Genomic DNA, 2,980 nt, shown 5'->3' on the forward strand with positions numbered 1-2,980 from the left:
CGCAGGTTCTCCTTCCGCGTGCAAGCGGTTTTGACTGTCAAAACGCAGGTGGCGGGGGCGATCGCACACCGCGCAAATCTTTTCAAACGGAAATATCCAACCGCAATGCTCGAAAAGCAGCTTTTGGCAGTGATGTATTTCTTGTGTTTTTTGGGAAATATTGACCCCTAATGAAGATATATACCATTGGGTCAAATAGATTTCTTTAAACAAAATCGTGGGGGTTTCAGGAGATTTAAGGAATAACAAATGATTGGGAAAAACATTCCCTATCGTTGGTTCCGATCGCTTATATTCGTCAACCAATTCGTTGATTAGCGAACTCAGTGTGCTGTCTGCTTCGGACTCGATCCTTATGCGCTTGAGCTCATACTCCCACACCGCCGGACTTGTAAATTCTCTCACAATCGATTCTCTCACAATCGATGGGGACATCCATTCCCAGTCTAGCTTTTTCCCCAATCTATTCCCATGCCCTTCGTTTGACCAGTTTTGTGAACGATCGCCTTTGGGCAAGTTGAAGATTTGGAGAAAAGCGTCGCGGGGACTGGTGCAAACAATAACGGAGGGTTCTTCTAGGCCAATAGCTGCATAGGCAACTTTGACTGCTTCTGTGGCTTTTTGAGCATCAATTGGCGTAGTCGAGAGAGTAAGACGTTTTTGTGCGAGGAGGCCTAACACGCACAGAGCGGTAATTGGATTCGAGTCGAGAGTCAGTATTGTCAGATTGGTGAGCGCTCGCAAGGCGCTGATGTCGGTAATTTGATTGTAGTCCAGATGCAGTATTGTCAGATTGGTGAGCGCTCGCAAGGCGCTGATGTCGGTAATTTGATTGTAGTCCAGATGCAGTGTTGTCAGATTGGTGAGCGAGCCGAGGAAGCTGATGTCGGTAATTTGATTGTACTTGAGATGCAGTGTTGTCAGATTGGTGAGCGCTCGCAAGGCGCTGATGTCGGTAATTTGATTGTTGTAGAGATGCAGTGTTGTCAGATTGGTGAGCGAGCCGAGAAAGCTGATCTCGGTAATTTGATTGCTGTTGAGATGCAGTGTTGTCAGATTGGTGAGCGAGTCGAGAAAGCTGAAGTCGGTAATTTGATTCGAGTCGAGATGCAGTGTTGTCAGATTGGTGAGCGAGCCGAGGAAGCTGATGTCGCTAATTTTATTCCTGTCGAGATGCAGTGTTGTCAGATTGGTGAGCGAGCCGAGGAAGCTGAAGTCGGTAATTTGATTCGAGTCGAGATGCAGTGTTGTCAGATTGGTGAGCGAGCCGAGGAAGCTGAAGTCGGTAATTTGATTCGAGTCGAGATGCAGTGTTGTCAGATTGGTGAGCGAGCCGAGGGAGCTGATGTCGGTAATTTGATTGTTGTCAAGAGACAGTGTTGTCAGATTGGTGAGCGAGCCGAGGGAGCTGATGTCGGTAATTTGATTGCCGCGGAGAGACAGTGTTGTCAGATTGGTGAGCGAACCGAGAGAGGTGATGTCGGTAATTTGATTGCTGCCCAGATTCAGTGTGGTGAGATTGGTGAGCGAGCCGAGGAAGGTGATGTCGGTAATTTTATTCCTGTCGAGATCCAGTGTGGTCAGATTGGTGAGCGAGCCGAGGGAGCTGATGTCGGTAATTTTATTGTGGTCCAGATGCAGTGTGGTGAGATTGATGAGCGAGCCGAGAGAGCTGATGTCGGTAATTTGATTGGTGCTCAGATCCAGTGTTGTCAGATTGGTGAGCCAGCCGAGAAAGCTGATGTCGGTAATTTTATTCCAGTCGAGATTCAGTGTGGTCAGATTGGTGAGCGAGCCGAGGAAGGTGATGTCGCTAATTCGATTGTGGCCCAGATGCAGTGTGGTCAGATTGGTGAGCGAGCCGAGGAAGCTGATGTCGGTAATTTCATTGAAGCTGAGCTCGAGTGCTGTCAGATTGGTAAGCGAGCCGAGGAAGCTGATGTCGGTAATTCTATTGCCGCGAAGATCTAGTGTGGTCAGATTGGTGAGCGAGCCGAGGGAGCTGATGTCGGTAATTTCATTGCAGCGAAGATCTAGTGTAGTCAGATTGGTGAGCCAGCCGAGGAAGCTGATGTCGGTAATTTTATTGTTGTTGAGATTGAGTTCTGTCAGATTGGTGAGCGAGCCGAGGAAGCTGATGTCGGTAATTTTATTGTTGCTGAGAGACAGTGTTGTCAGATTGGTGAGCGAGCCGAGGAAGCTGATATCGGTAATTTGATTGTAGCCCAGATGCAGTGTGGTCAGATTGGTGAGCGAGCCGAGGAAGCTGATGTCGGTAATTCTATTGTTGCCCAGATCCAGTTCGGTCATGCTTGAAAGTATCTGCTGCGCTGCTTCAGGGTCATCAGTGCCAGCCTTTTCTAACAACACTTTAACTGTGTGCCTTGCCTCTTGTGAAAGACTGTCAATATGCCTGCACCAGTCCGCAAACCTGCTAAAACTCATTGGCTCGTTTGGTTTTTGTTCTGACATAAAACACTCCTAGAGGGACAAAATTTTAGTTACAACTGACATCTTGCACCAATATCAATAAGGGGCTTTTTTGTGGGTGGGGGCGGGTTTATTTAACCTGTCTATACTATTTAAAGCTGTTGGTGAACCCGCCCCTACAGATTATTGAAAATCGTGCAATATTTAAGTTATGACTGACATCTTCTCACTGAATTAAGTCTTCTATTTCAAATCTTCCAGCTTAATCCGAGGAGCGACTGCTTCCAGCAGCAAATCTGCCAACAAATTCCCAACAATCAACATCGTCGCACCCATCATCAAACTTGCCATTACTAAATACAAATCTTGATTGTTCACCGCATCCAGAGTCAGTTTTCCCAAACCCGGCCAATTAAAGAAATATTCGGCAATAAACGCACCGCTCAACAAACTAGCTTGCCTCAAAACCCAACAGCGTAATCAACGGATTAACAGCATTCCGCAAAGCATGAATGTAAATTACTCGATCGTCCGGCTTCCCGGCGAGCCC

Annotated in this window: 1 protein-coding gene and 1 pseudogene; both read right to left on the reverse strand. The window is 47.2% G+C overall.

Annotation, left to right across the window (positions count from 1 at the left end):
- A partial coding sequence (locus QUB06_RS34280) for a leucine-rich repeat domain-containing protein (RefSeq protein WP_333439259.1) occupies window positions 1–2,472 on the reverse strand: 2,472 nt, incomplete at its 3' end.
- A 201-nt stretch (window positions 2,473–2,673) separates the two neighbouring features.
- Window positions 2,674–2,980, reverse strand: a pseudogene (locus QUB06_RS34285) (ABC transporter permease subunit); the annotation flags it as partial.

It is taken from the genome of Microcoleus sp. D2_18a_D3 (assembly GCF_036702455.1).
Classification (GTDB): domain Bacteria; phylum Cyanobacteriota; class Cyanobacteriia; order Cyanobacteriales; family Microcoleaceae; genus Microcoleus.